The organism is Mesorhizobium silamurunense, assembly GCF_014843905.1.
Lineage (GTDB): Bacteria > Pseudomonadota > Alphaproteobacteria > Rhizobiales > Rhizobiaceae > Mesorhizobium > Mesorhizobium silamurunense.
Map to the genome: position 1 here is coordinate 17,055 of NZ_LPVS01000088.1, position 18,699 is coordinate 35,753.

Genomic DNA, 18,699 nt, shown 5'->3' on the forward strand with positions numbered 1-18,699 from the left:
GTCCCGGTTTGGCCTTGCCGATCATCACTCGGTTGGTGTCCCAACCCACCCGAACGAATGGTAAATCTACCCGTCCGGGCGTTTTCAAGGAGGCGGAAAGTCTATCTGCTTCCAGATGGAGAATCCCGGGATGTCCGCTTCGTTGGGCAAGTTCGGGACAACATTGGAAGAATGGGTGCCGCTTTGAACGACAGCAGACCACTCAGCTGTCATGAGGACGTCAGGGGCCTGCTTTTCAGGCTCCTGACGTCCGTCGTCAGCGAACGGGAACCCGGGATGGGGGATGTTCTGACCGGGCGCGCAAGCCTCGACACCCTCACCGACGCCCAGCGCATTCCGGCCCTGCAGGCGACAGGGATATGGTTCCAGCTTGTCGCGATCGCGAACGAATTACTGGCAATGCGTTCACGCCGCGAGCTTGAGCAGATGGGCGGCGCAGACGAGGTGATCGGTTCCTTCGCCAATGTCATAGGTGAAATAAAAGCCGCCGGTTACCCGGCCGAGGAGATCCAGACCGCCCTCGACACACTGAGTGTCGGTCCAACCATGACCGCCCACCCGACCGAGGCAAAGCGAGTCACGGTTCTCGAAATCCACCGGCGCATCTACCGCAAGCTCACGGAGCTCGAACAGCAGCGCTGGGCGCCGCGCGAGCATCAGCAATTGATCGACGATCTCAGGAGCGAGATCGAGTTGCTGTGGATGTCGGGTGAGTTGCGGCTTGAACGCCCCTCGGTTGAAAGTGAGATTGCCTGGGGACTGCATTTTTTCCGCGAGGTGATCTTCGAGGCGACTCCGAAGATCTATGATGCCGTCGAGGAAGCGCTCGCCTGTCACTACCCGAAATACGATCTCAAAGTGCCATCCTTCATGCGCTACGCGTCGTGGATCGGCGGGGACCGTGACGGCAATCCGAATGTGACTGCAAGCATTACCGCTTGTGCACTCAAGGAATCGCGCCAGGCGATTATCGGCTGGTACATCCAGCAGGTTCGCCGACTGGTCACGGTGCTTAGCGTCAGCGCCAATGTCGTCGACATCCCGGAAGACTTCAACAAGGCGCTGGCCCAGGCGCTGCATCGGAGCGGTGCGGCCCGGGAGATTGCGGCGCGCAATCCGGGAGAGCCGCTGCGGCAGTTCGCGGCTGCGATGCTGGATCGCTTGCGGGCCATGCTCGGTGAGACCGCGGCCAAGCCGTATGCCCGCTCGGAGTTGTTCAAGACCGACCTGCGCCACCTCGAAACGGTGCTTGCCAACCTGGGTGGCAATCTCGTCGCGCGGCGCTTCGTTCGCCCCTTGCGCCGGCAGGTCGAAACCTTCGGCTTCCGCACCGTCGCATTGGACATTCGCCAGAACTCGACGGTCGTCAATCGAGTGCTGGCCGAGCTTTTCAGACTTACTGACGGGGATCAGGCGCCCGCGCCCGATACGCCACAATGGAGCCTGCGCATTCGTAAAGCGCTCAGTACTGGCGAGCAGCTTGGGATCGACCGAGGCGCTCTCTCCGCGGAGGCGCGCGAGCTCCTTGACCTGTTCGACGTCATTCGCGGGGCCGCGTCTGGACTGAACGGCGGTGCTGTGGGCGCCTTCATCCTGAGTATGACACGCTCTTGCGATGACTTGCTTGCCGTCTACCTGCTCGGCCAGTTTTGCGGCATGGCCACCGCGCTCGACGGCAGCGGCACAATCGGACTGCGTGTCGTGCCACTTTTCGAGACCATTGCCGATCTGCGTGCCGCCCCCGACATTTTAGATCGGCTGCTGGCCGTCTCGATCGTGCGCCGCTCGTTGAGCGACTTCTCCAACCGGCAGGAAGTCATGCTGGGATATTCCGACTCGAACAAGGATGGCGGGTTCCTCGCTTCGAACTGGGAGTTGAACAAGACGCAAAGACGTATCCACGCCCTTGGCCAGAAGCGGAAGATCAAGATCAGCTTTTTCCATGGCCGTGGCGGTTCGGTCAGCCGGGGCGGTGCGCCAACGGGCCGTGCGATCGCCGCCCAGCCCGCCGGCACAGTCGGCGGAGCCATGCGCGTGACGGAGCAGGGCGAGGTGGTGTCGTCGAAATTCGCCAACCGTGGCACAGGGCGTTACCAGCTCGAAATCTTCGCCGCGAGCGTTTTCGCCCACAGCGTCAAGTCGGCCAACGAGCCCGAACTGAGGGACATTCCCGAGTTCAACGAGGCTCTGGAGGCGTTGACCGGCATGTCGCAGGCGTCCTATTCGAGCCTTATCAACGAGCCGGGTTTTATCGACTATTTCCATCAGGCGAGTCCTGTGGAGGAGCTGTCGCTGCTCAAGATCGGATCGCGTCCGGCACGCCGCTTCGGGGCCCGCGACATATCCGACCTGCGCGCCATTCCTTGGGTTTTCGCCTGGAGCCAAAACCGGCATCTGCTGACCAATTGGTATGGCATCGGCAGCGCGCTCAATTCCTTCCTCAATGTTCGCGGCAACGCCGGATTGGATCTGCTCAGACAGATGTTCGAGCGCTCGCGCTTCTTCCGTCTCATCGTCGACGAGGTCGACAAGGGAATTTACCAGACCGACATGGAAATCGGCCGGCTCTATGCCGGTCTGGTGCAAGATAGCGAGGTGGGTGAACGGATCTACCGCAAGATCGCCGCCGAATATCTGCTGACCCGAAAGATGATCGCCGAGGTCAATGGCGGCCTGAAAGTCTCGCAGCGCTTCCCCACCTTCAAGCAGCACTTCGATCGCATTAGGCCGCAGATGGACAGCATACACCGACTGCAGGTGCAGCTCTTGCGCGAGGTCCGCGCACAGGACGGCTCCACCGCAAAACCCAAGCGGGCGGTCAACGCGCTTTTGCTTTCGATCAACTGCATTTCAACCGGTCTTGGCTGGACTGGGTGATTGGCAATCTTGACGCAAGCGTCGCGTCGCAAGGGAGGAGCCTAATGAACATATCGACCAAGCTTGGTACCGGTGCCGCAGATCGTTTCTTCCGCGCCGGCGTGGCCATTACAGATCATGCCGTCAGCGACGCCATGAAGCGCGAACTCACACGCCAGCGCGACGAGATCGAGCTGATCGCTTCCGAAAATATCGTCTCCAAGGCGGTGCTCGAGGCACAAGGTTCGGTGCTGACCAACAAATATGCAGAGGGCTATCCGGGCCGCCGGTACTATGGCGGCTGCCAATTCGTGGACGAGGTCGAAGATCTGGCGCGCGAGCGCGCCAAGACATTGTTTGGCTGCTCGTTCGCCAACGTCCAGCCGAACTCCGGCAGCCAGGCCAACCAATCGGTTTTCATGGCGCTGATGCAGCCGGGGGATACCTTTCTGGGTCTCAACCTCGCCGCCGGCGGACATCTCACCCACGGCGCGCCGGTCAACCAATCCGGCAAGTGGTTCAATGTCGTTTCCTACGGAGTTCGCCCCGATACTCATCGCATCGACCTCGATGAGGTGCGCGATCTGGCACGCAAGCACCGGCCCAAGGTGATCCTCGCCGGCGGTTCCGCCTATCCGCGCATTATCGATTTCAAGGCCTTTCGCGCGATAGCCGACGAGGTCGGCGCCAAGCTGTTCGTGGACATGGCGCATTTTGCCGGCCTGGTTGCTGGTGGCGTCCACCCCAACCCCCTTGAGCACGCCCACGTGGTGACTACAACCACCCATAAGACCCTGCGCGGCCCGCGTGGCGGCATGGTGCTGTCCAACGATGACGAGATCGGCAAGAAGATCAACTCGGCAGTGTTCCCCGGCCTCCAAGGGGGACCGCTAATGCACGTAATCGCCGCAAAAGCAGTCGCTTTCGGCGAGGCGCTGGCGCCCGAATTCAAGGTTTATGCGGCAAACGTTGTGGCCAATGCCAAGGTCCTTTCCGAGACCCTCGCCGAGGGGGGCGTTGATATCGTCTCGGGCGGTACCGACACGCATTTGATGTTGGTCGACTTGCGGCGCAAACGACTGACTGGCAAGTCTGTTGAGGCCGCACTCGGTCGCGCCCACATCACCTGCAACAAGAATGGCATCCCATTCGACCCGCAGGGCCCGATGGTGACGTCGGGCATCCGCCTAGGCAGCCCGGCCTGCACCACACGCGGCTTGCTCGTGGAAGAATTCCGTCAGGTCGGACGCCTGACGATGAGCGTGATCGATGGGTTGGCTGCCAATGACGAGGCCGGCAACGCAGCAATCGAGGCGGCGGTGCGCGAGGAGGTGCACGATTTGGTTAGCCAATTCCCGATCTACGACTGATCCCTGGAACGATTCAGCTTTGATAGAACTGGTAGTAAAGAAATTGCTGCAAAGTAATTCCAGGCGAAAGCCGCTCCCCTTTCCTAGCCGGGTGAAGCGGTATTTCTTTGCACAAGAAGTAATCCCGCAAGACGGTCCGGATTTAGCCTAGCCTAGTGAAGTTAAAGTGTTTGGTAGAATCGCTGATTCGCCCCAACTATTTATTTTGCGCAATTCCGGACGGAAGTCGTCAAACAATTTCATGGAATTGCCAAACGTTCGATCGCTCCTGATTGGCGGAACGCGTAGGAAAGACTGATTGTCAGGCGTGCAAGTTCGCCGGAGATGCCGGCTAGCGAGCGATCATCGATCGTGACGACGGCTTGAATTTCCACCCAGGCAACCCGTGTGGCAAGGCTTCCGGTGGTCGCGCTCCGCAATCCAAAGATGCGCTCGCCAGCCACCTGGTTTGAGGCGTTACGAACCCGTGGCGCGCGAAGGCAAATCCTTATCCAAGTTCAAATCTGTTTAGGAGCATCTCTGCCTTACCGACGCCATCCACTATCTGCATCGCGTCACTTGACAGGAAATTAACTTTGCCGGATATTCCTGTTGGGAAATTAATTTTCCCTACCGCAAAAGCGCAACGAAGCCGAAAATGGCCGTCTGGAGGAGAACAAATGGAAGCAACAATCAGTAGTCGAACTGGCGAACTCGACCTCAACCAGCGCATCGACAAAATGCACGCTCGCGATCGCGCAGGCCTGTTGGCCTTCGTTGTCGTGCTGTGGGGCACACTTCTGTTCGCGCTGTTCAGCGTCTGGCCTTACATCTCGATCCCCGCCATGCGCATTATCCTGTCGGTCGCATGCGCGTTGGTGTTGGCCTTCAACACGGCGGCCATAGTCGCCATGCTGCGCCACTACGCTGAAGACAAGCATTTCATCTACGGCCTTGACATCAAGCATCTCGACGAGATGCGCGGGCGCCGGGGCTAAGGAGCTAGCAAATGGCATATCAACCTCCCAAACAGGGCCTCGCCGGTCAGGTCTTCGACGTTATTACCCTGCTCGTCCTGACAGTGGGCGCCCTCTATTTGCCGCTTTACCTGGGCTTTGCCGGCGCCGCTAAAACGCCTAACCCGATCGCCAACCCGACCTGGGAAGCGCTCGGTCAGAACGCGACCGAGGCCAAGCAATGGGCGGCGATTGGAATTACCGACCCGGCTGCCGCGAACGACATCATCACCGCCCGCTTCGATTACAGTTTCAGCTGGGCCCCGCTGATCGTCATGGCGGTGCTGGTGATTGGCTATTTTGTCCTGGTTGTGCGGCTTTCCGACAGGGAATACCGCGAAGTGATCGAAGAACGCTTCGATCCAAAGCGGCGATAGGGAGGCGACCATGGATATCTGGAACATTCTCGAATACGTGGCCTGGGCCCTGTCAGCCATGTTCGGTGCGCTGATGCTCATCAACCTCATTCGCATAGACACCACCTACGATAACGAGCTGCTGACCTCATCACGCGAAGGCGAGATCGAGGTGACGGCCGAGCGCCACCAAATCTGAGGGGACGGACATGGCAAATGTGACTGCAACCGCACCCGCAACCGAGCGACTTCAGCTCCTGCGCGTGCTCGGCCCCGCCCATATCTGGGCTCTCGGCGTCGGCATCGTGCTCGTCGGCGAGTATATGGGCTGGAACTTCTCTGTCGGCAAAGGCGGCATGATCGCCGGGCTCGCCGCCTGCTGGGTGGCTGGTCTGCTCTACACCTGCGTGGCGATGATCGACTCCGAAGTGACGTCGACCATCGCCGCCGCTGGCGGCCAGTACGCTCAGGCCAAGCACATCGTCGGGCCGTTGATGGCCTTCAATGTCGGCCTGTTTCTTGTCATGGCCTACACCATGCTCGAGGCGGCCAACGCGATTACCGTCGGCTATCTGCTCGACACGGTCGCGGGGATGATGGGCCATACCGGCCTCAACCAGAAGCCGTTCATCATCCTTTCCATCATGTTCCTGGCGTGGCTCAATTTCCGCGGCGTTTTGGCTACACTGACCTTCAATCTGGTCATCACGGCCATTGCCTTCCTGGCGATCATTGCCCTGTTTGTCTCGGTGCAACTCGGCGCCTCTGCCGTGCCGATGGACTTTTCGGCGATCACGACGTCTCCGCTGCCCTATGGCTGGATCGGCATCGTCGCGGCCCTGCACTTCGGCTTGTGGTATTATCTCGGCATCGAGGGAACCTGCCAGGCCGCCGAAGAAGTGCGATCGCCAGCGCGTTCGCTGCCCTATGGCACCATGGCCGGCATCATGACGCTGCTGATCGCCGCGACCATGACCTGGTATGTCTGCTCTGGCCTCCTGCCTTGGGAATATCTCGGCCAAGCCGGAACACCGCTCTTCGACGCTGCGCGCGTCACGGGCAACACCGGATTGATGGTGCTTCTCTTCGTCGGCACGATGTTTTCGACTCTCGCTTCGGCTAACGGATGCATCAACGATGCCTCGCGAGCTTGGTTCTCGATGGGCCGCGACCGCTACCTGCCGAGTTGGTTCGGCGCAGTGCACCCGGTCTACCGCACGCCGTACCGGTCGATCGTATTTCTGGTACCCATCGCGCTCATTTTCGCGCTTGGTGCACCGCTCGATCAGGTCGTGACCTTCTCGATCCTCTCAGGCTTGCTCGGGTACACCTTCATGACGTTCAACATGGTCATGTTCCGGCGCAAATGGCCGCTCGACACGATCAAGCGTGGCTATGTGCATCCCCTTCACCCACTGCCGGTGATCGTCCTTTTGACGCTGTGCGCTGCTGCCTACTTCGCCGTGTTCCTGGGCTACGGCACGCAGCTTAGCGCGATGATGTGCTTCTACATCGTGGCATCGCTTTGGTTCCACTTCCGGCGCTACCGGTTCGTCCGCCGTGGTGACCAGTTCACCATGCCCTGGCCGAAGCCGCTCGGTTATTAAGTCAACCAGACGGGCGGCGCTGCTGTGCCGCCCGTCCTTGCAAGGCGATCTCAATGATCACCACACTTGCGTTTTCGGCCTTTGTCGTCGCCTCCTGCGCTTGGATAGGCAAGCGCGCGATCAGCGACCATCGTGCCTCCCTCGCGAAACGCAGGGGGCTTCTGGATGAGGCGGCGAGGCTCTTTCCCGACGCGCGGATGAGCTTCGCCCCCGACCATTTCCCCATTCTCGTCAGTCGCCTTGAGGACGGCAGGCAGGTCCGGATCGAACTCCTTGCCGATACGATGGTGACGCGTCGACTGCCGCAGCTCTGGCTCCGGGTGACACTCAGCGAAGTTAGCGAACGTGGCCGGCCAGCGATTGGCGCTCTCGCCCGCCCGACCGGTGCTGAATATTATTCGCTCGTCCATGACTTGCCTGAATGGATGGCGCCGCCGGAGATGGAAACTTCACTATTGATGCGGGGCGATGGTCACGCCTCTGCGTGGCAGGTTGAGCGCGCCGTAGCGATCTTCCAAAAACTCTTTTCCGATCCCGCCGTTAAGGAAGCCGTCATTTCGCCGCGCGGTACCCGGGTGATCCGTCAGGCCGCTCAGGGCGAGCGCGGAGCACATCTATTGCTGCGGCAGATCCGCTTTGCCGTCACGACGATTTCCGCCGATCTCGTCAGCAAGGCAGTCGCGGAGGCGGAGTCCCTGAGCGAGGCGCTGAGCGCGGGCGGCGCTATCACCGCTGTCCACGAAGCCGCCTGAGGTCGCCGATGGCCAAGCCAATCAATCCTTACCTGGTCCTCGCTATGGCGGCCCTCTGCCCTGGGGCCGGTCATTTTGCCGTACGCGACCCAAAGCGCGGGCTGGCGTTTGCTTTCTTCGTGCTTTTCTTTTCGGTGATCAGCTACATGACGACAACCCCGGACCAATCGTTCGTCGGGCGACATGCGTTCGGGTTGTTCGTGTGGGCACTATCGATCCCGGATGCCTATCGTCGCGCCCGGATCCTGGTGACGGCGGCAGCAAGCGGGAGGCATCAAAGCCGTCTCGCTTGAGCGAAGAGACTGCGAGATTCTTGCCGGCTCGTGCTCGCGCCGGCGGTCGCCGGGCAACCCCAAGCCGCAACGATGCTTCTTCTTGTCAGTATTTCTCGGCGGCGTGCTGCCGGGTGGGGCCGCCCAGCGATGCTTGTTGTGCATTGGCGACGGTACTTTTCGGCGACGCCTCCGAAGCGTTATTGCTCGGCCGAATAACCGAAATTCGTCCCGGCCGATACCGATAGGTCCTGAGACCTCAAAATATTTTTGCGGCGATTACCTTCACGTCGATGTCGTTGAGCGCATAGATGGCCGACGTTTTGGGATCGCACTTCTCGGGCCAAATCACGCGGTCGTAGATCGATTACTGCTCCTTCTTGAACAAATCCTGGAAGATGAGCTGGCCCCAAGTGCGGCCGCGTGCGTGCACCAGCGCGCCACCCTCGTTGAGCTTTCCCAGCTTGACGGGTGCGAACCCGAGTTGTTTGGCCAAGGCCGCCACGGGAGCGATCGCGTCCTCGTCGTCGCTCGACAGAAAGACGACCCGGTGGCCGCCCTCGACGACCGGATCGGCAGCCAGGGTGGCCGCAACCAGGTGATTGAAACCTTTCACGAACTTGGCGCTGGTGAACGAATTCGCAACGAAGGCGGAGGACGGGAGACCGTCCAGCTCCTCAACGGGAACTAACGCGTTCATCGCGTCGATGACTGTCTTGCCTTTCCAGCTCGGCAGGGCCTTCGCAACCTCGCGATGCTCCCCGAACGGGACCGCCAAGATGATTGTGTCGGCCTCGAGTGCATCCCGCAGCGACTTGGCGACGACCGTGGGTCCAATCGCCCGAGCCTGCGGCGCCAACGCCTCGAACTCGGCGCGACAGTGATGGTCTATCCACCGGGCTGGGTCACGCTTCCGGTTTCGATCTTCTCGCTGACCGATCGCGGCGACATCTTCGCGGGCGCGGCGCTCACCATGATCCTGCTGGTAGCGACCCTGGTCCTTTTGCTCGGACTGGAACGCATTACGCAGAGCGCGGCGGGATCGTAGGTCGGTGAAGTGCGGCTACAATCCGCTCGCGTCGCTGGCTTGAGCCGCCGCTCCGTGGCAAAGCGAAAAGTTAGACCGGCGCCGTCGGGCTCAGCAATCGCCTTGACCCCCGATTTTTTTGTGCGATGGCGCCAAACTAATCACGTGCCTGGCCCATGAGACCAAATTATTCGTAGTTATCTTGGACCGATCAGGAACGCGAAAGGTGGCGGCATGGACCGGCGGATGGCGGAAGGTGAGTCTGCTTCCACCGTATTTGCCCGTGTCGCCGACTTCGTGTTGCGCAGGTCGGCCAACGCGTTCCCGCGCGAAGTTCTGAAGTCGTCAGCGCTGCGGTTCCTCGACACGATGGGCATTGCCATCACCGGCGGGCCGATGCAGGCGGGACGCATCGCGCGCGCCGCCGCCGTCCTGCTCTACGGTTCCGGCGCGGACCGGCACGCGGCAAGGATGATCTTCGACGGTGGGCGCGTCAGCGTGGCAGGTGCCGCCTTCGCCGCGGCGACCCAGACCGACAATCTCGACGGTCACGACGGCTATCCGCCGACCAACGAGCACATCGGCGTGGCGGTCGTGCCGGCGCTTCTGGTCGCGCAGACGCGCGTCGAAGCCGTGCTGGTGCGGAGCGAGGGAGGCTTCGACGTCTTCTTCGACATCGCCTCGACCGCCTTCTTCATCAGAACAGTCGCCGCGGCAGCGACTCTTGCCGCCGGCGACGCGACGATCCGGGAGAACCATCGATGAACAGTGTGCAAGGCGTCATCGCGCCTATCCTGACGCCCTTCGAAAAAGACGGCAGCGTCGCCCGCGACCTGTGGGTGAGCCATGCGAAATGGGTGCTTGCCCAAGGGGCTCATTACCTTTCGCCTTTTGGAACGACCGGCGAGGCGTTGTCGCTGTCGCCGCGCGAGCGCATGCAGGCGCTGCAGTGGCTGGCCGAGGCCGGCATCCCGGCGGACAAGATGATGCCCGGCACGGGCGTCACCGCGCTGCCGGACACAATTGAGCTCAGCAGGCATGCCCTGGAGCTCGGCTGCGTCGGCGTCATGGTGCTGCCGTCATTTTTCTACACGGCGGCGGGCGATAACGGGCAGGCGCGCTACTATTCGGAGCTGATCGAGAAAGTCGCCAGCCCGAAGCTCAAGCTGATCCTCTATCACATTCCGCAGAACTCCGGCGTGCCGGTGTCGCCGGCGCTGACGGCGCGGCTCAATACGGCCTTCCCGGAGACGGTCGTCGCCTACAAGGACAGCGCCGGAAGCTGGGACAACACCGCCGCCGTGATCGCAGCCGCGCCCAACGTCTCCGTCTTTCCGAGTTCCGAGGGCCAGCTCACGCAAGGCCTGGCCGCAGGCGCGGCCGGCTGCATTTCCGCCTCCGTCAACCTCAATGCCAAGGCGATCCGGGCGGTGTATGACGGCGCGCGCGCAGGCCGCGACGTGTCCACCGCCGATGCCGCCATCAAGGCGTTTCGCAAGGCGGTGCAGGACGCCGGGCTGATCGGCGGCATGAAGGCGGCACTTGCCGTGCGTTCCGGCGATCATCGCTGGCTCAATCTGCGCGCGCCGCATGAGAACACCACCACGCAGGCAGGCAAGGCCTTGCTTGAGGCGCTGGGTCCTCTCGCCGATCACATCCCCGGTCCGAGGCGAGGCTGAAATGTCCGCGCGGCCAACAATCATCGTAACCACCGATGCGCCGGACGGGCCGATGGCCGTGCTGGCGGAAACCCATCCCGACCTCACGGTGCTCGGCTGCGACAGCTATAAGGCGCTTCCCGGGATGATCTCGGACACCGGCGCCGAGGTGGTGTTCACCATCAAGTTCGACCGGGGATTGCGCTATCCGCGCGCGGCGCTGGTCGAGAGTCCGACCGTGCGCTGGGTCTCGGTCGGCGGGCTTTACGCCGCCGGGCTTGCCATGTCCAATCCGATCGGCACGCGCGCCGAGTGCGCCGGAACGACCCTCGGCCCCAACATGACCTGGGGCTTCATCGCCGCCGAGACGGTCCTCCACCAGAACCGGTGAGACCGCGGGGGCGTATCGGAAATCGGCTCCGGGCACGTCGCCACCTACAGCTTTGGCCGCAACGTCCGAAATGTGACGGAGTAGCGGTGTTCCGCGAGCGGCGGAATGCTATGCTCCCATTCGTTGCGCGCCGGACCGGCCATGAGATAGACGGATCTTGGCTCGACCTCGATCGTCTCCCGGTCCCATGTCGCGCCGTTCCTGCGGCGTAGCCGGAAGCTGCAGGACGCCAGCAGGGAGACACCCGCGACGAGCTCGAAATGGGGCTTGTCGCGATGCCAGCCGATGCCGGCGCCTGGCCGGTATTCGTTGATCAGCACCTGCGTGAACTCGGACGTGGGCCGGCCGGCGAAGCCGGCGACCTTGTCGCGAAGCGGCAGCAGGAAGTCGGGTATGGCCGGTGCTTCCACGACCTCGCGGCGGTCGTAGTCGTAACGCAGTCCGAAGCCGACAACCTGCCTGTTGGCAAGATGGCCATGAAAGTCGAAGGGCTTGAACGGCAGGCCTTTGATGTGGCGGACCAACTCGCTTTCTTCATCGCGCGTGATCAGCCCCGGCCGGTAGTGTAATCCTTGCGGTAAGCTGTTTGGGGCGCCGAAAAGATCGCCCTGACGGACCTGAGCCGCGGTCCTGGATTTCGCTGATGGCATAAGCCCTCAGATAGGCAATTCGGCTGGCCTCGCAAGACCTTGTCCTGCCAACGCACGGTACGGCGGAACCTCACGACAGCTGCAGGAATTACGCATGGCAAACAGGACGTCCGTCATGCCCTCCACTGCCATCCGGAACAGCATTACGATCCGGCGACGAAGATCCTTTCGGTATGGTTCGTCCCGAGAGGCGACCGCTATGACTATGAGGAGGTTGACTGAAACCTACGCTGCGTTCGCGGCCGCTCCCTCCAAGGGTCGGTTTTTCAACGAATTCGTACGCGACCGATACAGCTTCCGCTTGGTGAAGCGCGGACCGCGGCATTGAACGCACCGATTACAGGACGGGTGTTCCTTCGCAACCGGCGCCGATCGGACCATTCCACCCTTCATCGGCTCGGCAAGCGCGTGGTCCGCTAGACCTCGTCGAACCGGCTGCCCTCCTTGGAAGGATCCTTCGACAAACCTCCTCCTCCTCGTCGTCGGGCAAGGCCTCGTCGCTGTTCTGGCTGGGGTTGTCATCGTCCTCTTCGGAGGGCGTTTCTTCCGTCTCCCCGGCGTCGGGAACGCCTTCTTCCACGACCACGCTGTCCGGAAGCACCTTGTCGCCCTCAAAGGACTCCCAGTCCTGCTGCTCGATGGCTGGGGCCTCGGCCTCGTCTTGCTGTTTGGATCGCTGCTTGTTGCGGGGGTCCATGTCGCTCTCCAATATTGTGAACCGGCGTCCGGTTCGCTCCATTGAAGAACCGCTGGAGTGACCGGTTGTTCCGCTGGCGCGGCACGCGGCTCAACGTTCGATCTGCTCGAATGTGCATTGACGCGGAGCCTTGTCGGGCCGCCAGCGCACCAATCTTGTTCCGTGCCGGAAGCGGCCAGCGGTGACGTGGTCGAAGCGAACCTCTACGACCAGTTCCGGCTGTACCGGCTCCCATTTTCCGCTGCGCTCGGTGCTCCAGCGGCTCGGGCCGCCCGGCGCTTTGCCGGTGAAGCCGGGCCCGCCGCGCAAACTCTCGAGCTTCTTGGTGAGCCCCGCCCGCTCCTCATTGCCGATGGTCGATGTGAAGCCGACATGGTCGAGTTGGCCCTGCTCGTTATATAGCCCGAGCAGCAACGACCCGACCTGAGGCTTGCCATTCAGGTAGCGGAATCCACCGACCACGCAATCGGCTGTGCGCAGCCGCTTGATCTTGATCATCGCGCGCTCGCCCGGCCGGTAGGATCCGCCCAGCGCCTTGGCGACAACCCCGTCGGTCGAGCCATGACCTGCGCCTTGCAGCCATTGTCTGGCGGTGGCGAGGCTCGTGGTGGAGGGCGAGAGCCGCAAGGAAGCCGTATCGGCCTTCGCCACGAAATTCTCGACTGCTGCTCGCCGCTCTTGCAGGGCCTTTTCGAGGAGCAACTTGCCACCCGGCGCGACGAGCATGTCGAACAGGATCAATTGCGCCGGCGTCGTCACGCTCAGTTTTTGGATCCGGCTCTCGGCCGGGTGAAGTCGCATCTGCAGCGCGTCGAAGGAGGCGCGGCCCTCGATCTCGATTACGATCTCTCCGTCGACAACGAAATCTTTCGCATCGAGACCGCGCAGCATGGCCGTAAGCTCGGGGAAATAACGGCCGAGCGGCTTCCCGGATTTCGCCCTGAGGTCAACGGTGTCATGGCCCTTGAAGGCGAGACAGCGAAACCCATCCCATTTCGGCTCGTATTCCCAGGCACCGCGATCCTCGGGCAGCTCTTCGGCGGCGCGCGCCTCCATCGGCTGCGTGTCCAGGGGCAGGGGAAACTCCTTGTTCGACGCAGTTTGGACGGAAATCTGGGAAGTCTCCATCCCACTTAAACTTTCGACCATAGCTGTGGTTTCCGGCCAACAGGAACGAGTTGCACGGCGGGGCGTTGCTTCACCACAAATCAGGAACGAAATGTTGAGCTTCGACCATCCAGTCCGGCCACTTTGCGCCATCGCATCAACATGAACTCCCGTCAGGAATCCTGATGTCGGTTTCCGGCTTGAGTTATGGTCCTCTCGGCGATCGTTGCGCGCATGTCTGCGTGGACATGCAGAGATTATTCGCCGAACCTTCGGAATGGGCAACGCCCTGGATTACCCGTGTCCTTCCCAGGATCGTGAACCTCGTCGAGAGGAAAGCCGAGCAGACGATTTTCACGCGCTTCTTGCCGGCCGAAAGGCCTGGAAGGGGGGTCGGTACCTGGAGACGCTACTATGAGCGCTGGGCCTCGATGACGATCGAGAATGCCGGTCCGGAGATGATCGAATTGCTGCCGCCGCTGTCGTCGTTCTGTCCGCCGGCGCAGGTAATCGACAAGCATGTCTATTCGCCCTGGCCGGAAGGCAGACTGCAGACAACCCTTGCCGCTCGCCGGATCGATACGCTCGTCGTCACCGGCGGAGAGACCGATGTCTGTGTGCTTGCCACCGTGTTGGGAGCGATCGACATCGGCTATCGCGTCGTGCTGGTCACCGACGCGCTTTGCAGTTCCTCAGACGCCACGCATGACGCGCTGATGACCGTCTATCATCAGCGCTTCGCGCAACAGGTCGAGACCGTCGAGATGGAGACGGTTCTCTCGGCCTGGACCTGAACGTTATGCGACGATCCCTCACGGGCACCGATTTCGCCGCCAGCATGTGCGCGTTACGGGCGCGATGCCAGAGCGATATCAAAGAGTTGAGCTCGGGATAATAGCCGGCGCAATTGCCGGTTGGAATGGAGTATGGCGTAACCCGCAGACCTCTCGCTTCGAGGTGCCGGACGTGCAGAAGACCACGAAATTCGGATCGAGGCGCGTCAGCGCCTGGCAGAACTCGAAAGGGCGCAGCTGGGTCGTCAGTGCTCAGGCATCCAGGTCGATCAAGGCGATGCCGAGCCTAGGGCGCTTGGTGCGGCGCAGATGGCCAGGTGACTCCACAACCGTGATTTCGAGTGTGGGCTGTACAGTGCCTTCCAGCAGATGTCCGCCGCGTGTCCTTCCGTCGCTCAGGCCGAGCACCGCATGAATGTGCAGACTTTGCTTGCCATTGTCGTCGACGGCGATGTCCCCGATAGCGCTCAGCACTTCGCACTGCTCGTCGACAGGTATCTTGCGGTAGGATTTCGACTTGATGTCGAACCAGCCGACTGTCGCCTTCTCGAATGCGCCGATTGCCGTCAACGAAGCGCCGCTGATCCCTTTCTGCCCGGCAAAATTCGTCAACGCGGCGACCGCTTCCTCGCCTGGGTCCAGCACGACCACGAAGGTTCTTTGTCCGGAAGTTTCTGAGACCAGCTTCGATTTCATGTCGTTCGCACCGGTCATTGCCTTGGGTGCAACTCGCAACCTGCCACGCATGTTCCCTCAGGAGCGTGCTATTCGCCGGCCGGGACGGCTTGGGCGACCGCAACAGAAGCGCCAGCGGCACCAGCAACGCCGTGGCGATCGCCGAGTAGCGGAAGACGTCGACATAGGCGAGCAGCGTCGCCTGGCGGCCGATGAGCTGCGCCACCCAGCTGATTGCTTGCGCCTTGGCCTCGACGGCAGGGGAGCCTTGGGCGGTGAAACAGGCTCGGCATGGACCCGGTCCAGTTCCGCCGGATCAATGAGCCGAAGGTGGAACCGATCGGCAAGAAGCCCTTTTCTAGCCGCAGCAACGGACAGCTCGCTGCTACCTGCCCCTGGTCTAAGCCGCCAATCCGATTGCCGAGTCGCCGTTGCAATGCGGGGAGCCCCGATCGCGGGCAAGGCGAGGGCGGCGACCTTGAGTGCTTGAGAGGTTTCCCTGCCTCGCTTGCCAGCCTCTGCTTCGGTTTCGACGAAGCAAAGGACAGAAAAAGACTTCTTTTTGCGATCCGGCCCGGATGCTCTCTTGCTGAGCCTAGAACACGCTAGGCCCGCCTGGGAGGCGACGCATAACAAGAGAGCGGCTGCCGAAACACAGCTTGGCATACGCCACTTGAATGAGGCCGGTGCCGGCAACTGCCATAGGGGAACCACGACAATGAAGACATACCGAAATCGCCTGATGACCGCGGTCGGCGCGGGCCTGCTTAGCCTGGGGCTTTCCGCTCCCGCTGACGCCGGCGCCATTCGTCTCGGCATGACCACCTGGGTGGGCTACGGGCCGCTGTTTCTTGCCCGAGACCTCGGCTACTTCAAGGAAGCCGGCGTCGATGTGGACCTGAAGATCATCGAGGAATCAGCGCTTTACATGGCGGCAGTCGCTGGCGGCGACCTCGACGGCGCCGCCTCGACGGTCGACGAACTGATGAAATATCGCTCGGACGAGCTTTGCTTCAAATACGTCCTGGCGATCGACGACAGCCACGGCGGCGACGGCGTCGTCACGCAGGCCGACGCCAAATCGCTGAAGGATCTGAAGGGCCAGCAGGTGGCCTTGAACGAGGGCTCGATTTCGGAGTTCTGGTTCAACGTGCTCCTGAAGAAGGAGGGCATGACCGAGGACGACGTCACCATCACCAACATGACCGCCGATGACGCGGCGACCGCCTTCATCGCCGGTCAGGTTCCCGCCGCCGTGACCTGGGAGCCGCACCTCACCGAGGTCCGCAAGGGCGGAAAGGGAAAGGTGCTGATCGATTCCACGACGACCCCCGGCCTGATCGTCGATGTGATCGCCCTCAAATGCGATCTGATTGAAAAGCATCCCGAGGACGTGAAGGCCCTGGTCAAGGGCTATTACAAGGCGGTCGAGTACATCAAGGCCAACCCGGAAAAGGCTTATGAGATCATGGCCAAGGGCATTGGCGGCTATCTCGAAAAGCCCGAGGATTTCGCCGCCGGCGCCAAGGGCGTGCGCTATTACGACCATGCCCGCAACCTGGAATTCTTCGGCACTCCGGAAAAGAGCGAGGCGTCCGATCTGGTGAACTTCGCGCAGGACATCTGGGGCAAGGCCGGCAAGCTCAAGATGACGATCGACGCGAAAACCATCCTCGACACCGATTTCATCAAGGACGAGTGAGCCTTCGAGACCGCCGGGGTCGGCCCGCCCGGGCCGACCCCGTTTCTCGAAAGACCAGAGTTTCGCGCTTCAGAAGATCAACGGAGGCCATCTTATGGCACAGAGGCGGACGGCGTGGACACGCCTGACGACCCCATTCGCCAACATTCCCGCCGGCACCGCAACAACGCTGGCGCTGGCGATGTGGGTGGTCGTGATCGGCGGCTGGGCTTTACTGTCCTATGGCCGCGTCGTGCCGAACATGTTCCTGCCGACGCCCGGAACGGTGCTGCAGACGACCTATCGCATGTCTCTGGACGGCAGCCTTTTCTACCATACCTTGACCAGCGCCAAGGTGGTGCTTCTGGGCTTCATCGTATCCTCGCTGATCGCGGTGCCGCTGGGGCTGTGGATGGGCACTTACCGGGCTGTCCAGGCGCCGCTGGAGCCGCTGGTCAATTTCATCCGCTATCTGCCGGTGACCTCCTTCGTGCCCCTGTTCATCCTTTGGATCGGCATCGGCATCGAGCAGCGCATAGCGGTCATCTTCTTCGGCACCTTCTTCCAGCAGCTCGTGATGATTTCCGATTGCGCGCGCAGCGTATCCAGGGACCTGGTCAACGCCTCCTACACTCTGGGCACCAAGCGCAGCGAAGCGGTGTGGCACGTGATTTTCCCGGCCGCTCTTCCCGCGATCCTCGATACGCTACGCGTCACCATGGGCTGGGCCTGGACCTATCTGGTGGTGGCGGAACTCGTCGCAGCATCAAGCGGGCTTGGCTACATCAGCCTGAAGGCGATGCGCGGCTTCCAGGTCGATGTGATCTTCATGGCGATCGCCGCGATCGGGCTTCTGGGCCTCATCACCGACACGGCATTCCGCATCATCCGGGCAAGGGTCGCGCCATGGGCACCTTGATTTTGAAGGCATCCTCGCAAACCGCAGTCGGATCAAGGGTAGCAATGACCGAATCCATCAAGGCGAACAACCTGGCCGGCGCGGCCTATGCAAGCGGCGATCCGCGTTCGGCCGGCACCACGATGGCCATCGAAGACGTGACATTGCGTTACGGCGACGCCAACGGCGTGCTGGCGCTGGACGATGTGTCGCTGAAGGTGGCCAGGAACGAATTCTGCGTCATCGTCGGCCCTTCGGGATGCGGCAAATCCAGCCTGCTCTACCTCGCCGCCGGCCTCAACGACGCGACCTCTGGCAGCATCAAGGTCGATGGCCGGGAAGTGATCGAACCCGGCCCCGACAGGGGCATGGTGTTCCAGAGCTACACCTTGTTTCCCTGGCTGACGGTGCGCGCCAACATCGAGTATGGACCGAAGCGCAAGGGTCTGCCCGCGGAGCGGCGCAGGCAGATCGTCAACCAGTATCTCAACGAGGTCGGCCTCACGCCCTTTGCCGACCATTACCCCGCCCAGCTCTCGGGCGGCATGAAGCAGCGCGTGGCGATCGCGCGCGCCCTCGCCAACGACCCGGCCGTCCTGTTGATGGACGAGCCTTTCGGCGCCCTCGACAGTCAGACGCGCGGCACCATGCAGAAGCTGCTCTTGCGCGTCTGGGAGCGGCAGCAGAAGACGGTGCTCTTCGTCACCCACGACATCGACGAGGCGCTCGTCCTGGGCGATCGCGTCCTGGTGATGACGGCCAGGCCCGGCAAGATCAAGGCCGAGATCGAGGTGGACATTCCCCGCCCGCGCTCGATGGACGTGATCCTCGAGCCTGATTTCATCGCGCTCAAGCGCCGCATCCTCGGCCTTTTGCACGACGAGATCGACGAGGATCACTAAGAACAGATAGT

21 protein-coding genes and 1 pseudogene are annotated in these 18,699 nt (G+C 61.8%); 17 read left to right on the plus strand and 5 right to left on the minus strand.

Going from position 1 to position 18,699, the window contains the following annotated elements:
• Positions 1-276 precede the first annotated feature (276 nt).
• From AU465_RS25470 to AU465_RS25505, 8 genes are all read left to right on the plus strand, one after another.
• Complete coding sequence (locus AU465_RS25470) at positions 277-2,877, plus strand: phosphoenolpyruvate carboxylase (protein WP_246506389.1); 2,601 nt, start codon at positions 277-279, stop codon at positions 2,875-2,877.
• Positions 2,878-2,921: 44 nt separating this feature from the next.
• The gene (glyA, locus tag AU465_RS25475) at positions 2,922-4,226 is read left to right on the plus strand and encodes a serine hydroxymethyltransferase (protein WP_192254415.1); all 1,305 of its coding nucleotides are present in this window, start codon (positions 2,922-2,924) and stop codon (positions 4,224-4,226) included.
• Between the two features lie 659 nt (positions 4,227-4,885).
• The gene (locus AU465_RS25480; RefSeq protein WP_192254417.1) at positions 4,886-5,203 is read left to right on the plus strand and encodes a hypothetical protein; all 318 of its coding nucleotides are present in this window, start codon (positions 4,886-4,888) and stop codon (positions 5,201-5,203) included.
• Between the two features lie 11 nt (positions 5,204-5,214).
• Positions 5,215-5,598 (plus strand): hypothetical protein, encoded by a 384-nt coding sequence (locus tag AU465_RS25485; RefSeq protein WP_192254419.1) that lies wholly within the window; start codon positions 5,215-5,217, stop codon positions 5,596-5,598.
• Between the two features lie 10 nt (positions 5,599-5,608).
• Positions 5,609-5,776, plus strand: a complete 168-nt coding sequence (locus AU465_RS25490) for a hypothetical protein (protein ID WP_168247624.1) — start codon at positions 5,609-5,611, stop codon at positions 5,774-5,776.
• A 10-nt stretch (positions 5,777-5,786) separates the two neighbouring features.
• Positions 5,787-7,184, plus strand: a complete 1,398-nt coding sequence (locus tag AU465_RS25495; protein WP_192254421.1) for an APC family permease — start codon at positions 5,787-5,789, stop codon at positions 7,182-7,184.
• A gap of 53 nt (positions 7,185-7,237) precedes the next feature.
• Entirely contained in the window at positions 7,238-7,936 is a 699-nt protein-coding gene (locus AU465_RS25500) for a hypothetical protein (RefSeq protein ID WP_192254423.1), read from the plus strand.
• 8 nt (positions 7,937-7,944) lie between these two features.
• The gene (locus AU465_RS25505) at positions 7,945-8,229 is read left to right on the plus strand and encodes a hypothetical protein (RefSeq protein ID WP_192254425.1); all 285 of its coding nucleotides are present in this window, start codon (positions 7,945-7,947) and stop codon (positions 8,227-8,229) included.
• Between the two features lie 346 nt (positions 8,230-8,575).
• Here AU465_RS25505 and AU465_RS25510 read toward each other — a convergent pair.
• Positions 8,576-9,073, minus strand: a pseudogene (locus AU465_RS25510) (NADPH-dependent F420 reductase); the annotation flags it as partial.
• Positions 9,074-9,091: 18 nt separating this feature from the next.
• On the opposite strand from AU465_RS25510, the gene AU465_RS25515 reads away from it, so the two are divergent.
• The 4 genes from AU465_RS25515 to AU465_RS25530 all read left to right on the plus strand — a co-directional run bounded on the left by AU465_RS25515 (position 9,092) and on the right by AU465_RS25530 (position 11,284).
• Positions 9,092-9,256, plus strand: coding sequence for a hypothetical protein (locus AU465_RS25515; protein WP_246506390.1), 165 nt, complete (start codon positions 9,092-9,094; stop codon positions 9,254-9,256).
• Between the two features lie 225 nt (positions 9,257-9,481).
• Positions 9,482-10,000 carry an MmgE/PrpD family protein gene (locus AU465_RS25520; RefSeq protein WP_192254427.1) on the plus strand — a complete coding sequence of 173 codons (519 nt, stop codon included), beginning with the start codon at positions 9,482-9,484 and terminating at the stop codon, positions 9,998-10,000.
• Positions 9,997-10,914 carry a dihydrodipicolinate synthase family protein gene (locus AU465_RS25525; RefSeq protein WP_192254429.1) on the plus strand — a complete coding sequence of 306 codons (918 nt, stop codon included), beginning with the start codon at positions 9,997-9,999 and terminating at the stop codon, positions 10,912-10,914. Before AU465_RS25520 ends, AU465_RS25525 begins: the two co-directional genes overlap by 4 nt.
• A gap of 1 nt (position 10,915) precedes the next feature.
• A complete protein-coding gene (locus tag AU465_RS25530; RefSeq protein ID WP_192254431.1) occupies positions 10,916-11,284 on the plus strand; it encodes a hypothetical protein in 369 nt (122 codons plus the stop codon).
• 44 nt (positions 11,285-11,328) lie between these two features.
• On the opposite strand, the gene AU465_RS25535 is transcribed toward AU465_RS25530, so the two are convergent.
• A complete protein-coding gene (locus AU465_RS25535) occupies positions 11,329-11,934 on the minus strand; it encodes an alpha-ketoglutarate-dependent dioxygenase AlkB (protein ID WP_192254433.1) in 606 nt (201 codons plus the stop codon).
• Between the two features lie 205 nt (positions 11,935-12,139).
• Between AU465_RS25535 and AU465_RS37860 the strand changes: the two genes are divergently transcribed.
• The gene (locus tag AU465_RS37860) at positions 12,140-12,262 is read left to right on the plus strand and encodes a KTSC domain-containing protein (protein ID WP_246506407.1); all 123 of its coding nucleotides are present in this window, start codon (positions 12,140-12,142) and stop codon (positions 12,260-12,262) included.
• Positions 12,263-12,271: 9 nt separating this feature from the next.
• Here AU465_RS37860 and AU465_RS25545 read toward each other — a convergent pair whose 3' ends face one another.
• Both AU465_RS25545 and AU465_RS25550 read right to left on the minus strand, forming a co-directional pair.
• On the minus strand, positions 12,272-12,631 hold the full coding sequence (locus tag AU465_RS25545) for a hypothetical protein (protein WP_246506391.1): 360 nt from the start codon (positions 12,629-12,631) through the stop codon (positions 12,272-12,274).
• A gap of 90 nt (positions 12,632-12,721) precedes the next feature.
• On the minus strand, positions 12,722-13,780 hold the full coding sequence (locus AU465_RS25550; protein WP_192254435.1) for an ATP-dependent DNA ligase: 1,059 nt from the start codon (positions 13,778-13,780) through the stop codon (positions 12,722-12,724).
• Between the two features lie 143 nt (positions 13,781-13,923).
• On the opposite strand from AU465_RS25550, the gene AU465_RS25555 reads away from it, so the two are divergent.
• Complete coding sequence (locus tag AU465_RS25555; protein ID WP_192254437.1) at positions 13,924-14,532, plus strand: cysteine hydrolase family protein; 609 nt, start codon at positions 13,924-13,926, stop codon at positions 14,530-14,532.
• A 252-nt stretch (positions 14,533-14,784) separates the two neighbouring features.
• On the opposite strand, the gene AU465_RS25560 is transcribed toward AU465_RS25555, so the two are convergent.
• Entirely contained in the window at positions 14,785-15,228 is a 444-nt protein-coding gene (locus AU465_RS25560; RefSeq protein ID WP_192254439.1) for a PPC domain-containing DNA-binding protein, read from the minus strand.
• A 697-nt stretch (positions 15,229-15,925) separates the two neighbouring features.
• Here AU465_RS25560 and AU465_RS25565 point away from each other — a divergent pair.
• From AU465_RS25565 to AU465_RS25575, 3 genes are all read left to right on the plus strand, one after another.
• Positions 15,926-16,909, plus strand: a complete 984-nt coding sequence (locus AU465_RS25565; protein WP_192254441.1) for an ABC transporter substrate-binding protein — start codon at positions 15,926-15,928, stop codon at positions 16,907-16,909.
• Positions 16,910-17,003: 94 nt separating this feature from the next.
• The gene (locus AU465_RS25570; RefSeq protein ID WP_192254443.1) at positions 17,004-17,807 is read left to right on the plus strand and encodes an ABC transporter permease; all 804 of its coding nucleotides are present in this window, start codon (positions 17,004-17,006) and stop codon (positions 17,805-17,807) included.
• 122 nt (positions 17,808-17,929) lie between these two features.
• Positions 17,930-18,688, plus strand: a complete 759-nt coding sequence (locus AU465_RS25575) for an ABC transporter ATP-binding protein (protein WP_210325251.1) — start codon at positions 17,930-17,932, stop codon at positions 18,686-18,688.
• Positions 18,689-18,699: the final 11 nt, after the last annotated feature.

Coding starts and splice junctions, on each gene's coding strand:
- AU465_RS25470 (WP_246506389.1), top strand. CDS start 277: ATGGGGGATGTTCTGACCGGGCGCGCAAGCCTCGACACCCTCACCGAC.
- glyA (WP_192254415.1), top strand. CDS start 2,922: ATGAACATATCGACCAAGCTTGGTACCGGTGCCGCAGATCGTTTCTTC.
- AU465_RS25480 (WP_192254417.1), top strand. CDS start 4,886: ATGGAAGCAACAATCAGTAGTCGAACTGGCGAACTCGACCTCAACCAG.
- AU465_RS25485 (WP_192254419.1), top strand. CDS start 5,215: ATGGCATATCAACCTCCCAAACAGGGCCTCGCCGGTCAGGTCTTCGAC.
- AU465_RS25490 (WP_168247624.1), top strand. CDS start 5,609: ATGGATATCTGGAACATTCTCGAATACGTGGCCTGGGCCCTGTCAGCC.
- AU465_RS25495 (WP_192254421.1), top strand. CDS start 5,787: ATGGCAAATGTGACTGCAACCGCACCCGCAACCGAGCGACTTCAGCTC.
- AU465_RS25500 (WP_192254423.1), top strand. CDS start 7,238: ATGATCACCACACTTGCGTTTTCGGCCTTTGTCGTCGCCTCCTGCGCT.
- AU465_RS25505 (WP_192254425.1), top strand. CDS start 7,945: ATGGCCAAGCCAATCAATCCTTACCTGGTCCTCGCTATGGCGGCCCTC.
- AU465_RS25515 (WP_246506390.1), top strand. CDS start 9,092: ATGGTCTATCCACCGGGCTGGGTCACGCTTCCGGTTTCGATCTTCTCG.
- AU465_RS25520 (WP_192254427.1), top strand. CDS start 9,482: ATGGCGGAAGGTGAGTCTGCTTCCACCGTATTTGCCCGTGTCGCCGAC.
- AU465_RS25525 (WP_192254429.1), top strand. CDS start 9,997: ATGAACAGTGTGCAAGGCGTCATCGCGCCTATCCTGACGCCCTTCGAA.
- AU465_RS25530 (WP_192254431.1), top strand. CDS start 10,916: ATGTCCGCGCGGCCAACAATCATCGTAACCACCGATGCGCCGGACGGG.
- AU465_RS25535 (WP_192254433.1), bottom strand. CDS start 11,934: ATGCCATCAGCGAAATCCAGGACCGCGGCTCAGGTCCGTCAGGGCGAT.
- AU465_RS37860 (WP_246506407.1), top strand. CDS start 12,140: ATGAGGAGGTTGACTGAAACCTACGCTGCGTTCGCGGCCGCTCCCTCC.
- AU465_RS25545 (WP_246506391.1), bottom strand. CDS start 12,631: ATGGACCCCCGCAACAAGCAGCGATCCAAACAGCAAGACGAGGCCGAG.
- AU465_RS25550 (WP_192254435.1), bottom strand. CDS start 13,780: ATGGTCGAAAGTTTAAGTGGGATGGAGACTTCCCAGATTTCCGTCCAA.
- AU465_RS25555 (WP_192254437.1), top strand. CDS start 13,924: ATGTCGGTTTCCGGCTTGAGTTATGGTCCTCTCGGCGATCGTTGCGCG.
- AU465_RS25560 (WP_192254439.1), bottom strand. CDS start 15,228: ATGAAATCGAAGCTGGTCTCAGAAACTTCCGGACAAAGAACCTTCGTG.
- AU465_RS25565 (WP_192254441.1), top strand. CDS start 15,926: ATGAAGACATACCGAAATCGCCTGATGACCGCGGTCGGCGCGGGCCTG.
- AU465_RS25570 (WP_192254443.1), top strand. CDS start 17,004: ATGGCACAGAGGCGGACGGCGTGGACACGCCTGACGACCCCATTCGCC.
- AU465_RS25575 (WP_210325251.1), top strand. CDS start 17,930: ATGGCCATCGAAGACGTGACATTGCGTTACGGCGACGCCAACGGCGTG.